Origin of the sequence: Erythrobacter donghaensis (assembly GCF_001557325.1) — a bacterium.
Taxonomy (GTDB): Bacteria; Pseudomonadota; Alphaproteobacteria; order Sphingomonadales; family Sphingomonadaceae; genus Erythrobacter; species Erythrobacter donghaensis_B.
Window position 1 is genome coordinate 1 of sequence record NZ_LSJS01000256.1, and the last position, 217, is coordinate 217.

General features: G+C 69.6%; 1 pseudogene. It reads right to left on the reverse strand.

The features are described 5' to 3' along the window. Positions 1–217: pseudogene (locus AX692_RS20265) on the reverse strand (histidine kinase); the annotation flags it as partial.

The following is a 217-nucleotide window of genomic DNA, read 5'->3' on the forward strand; positions in this document are numbered from 1 at the left end:
CCCGCCGCTCTCGCTCCACATCAATACGAAGCGCGCCTCGGCGCCATTGCCGCGCCGTTCCCAGTGCAGCCGCACCTGCCCGCGCTCGTTCGAGAGCGCGCCGTGCTTGCTGGCATTGGTGACAAGTTCGTGGAGCACCATCCCGAGCGTCTGCACCGCCGGGGGGGCGAGCGCGATCTCCTCGCCCTCGATCAGGATGCGGCTGCCGACGAGATCC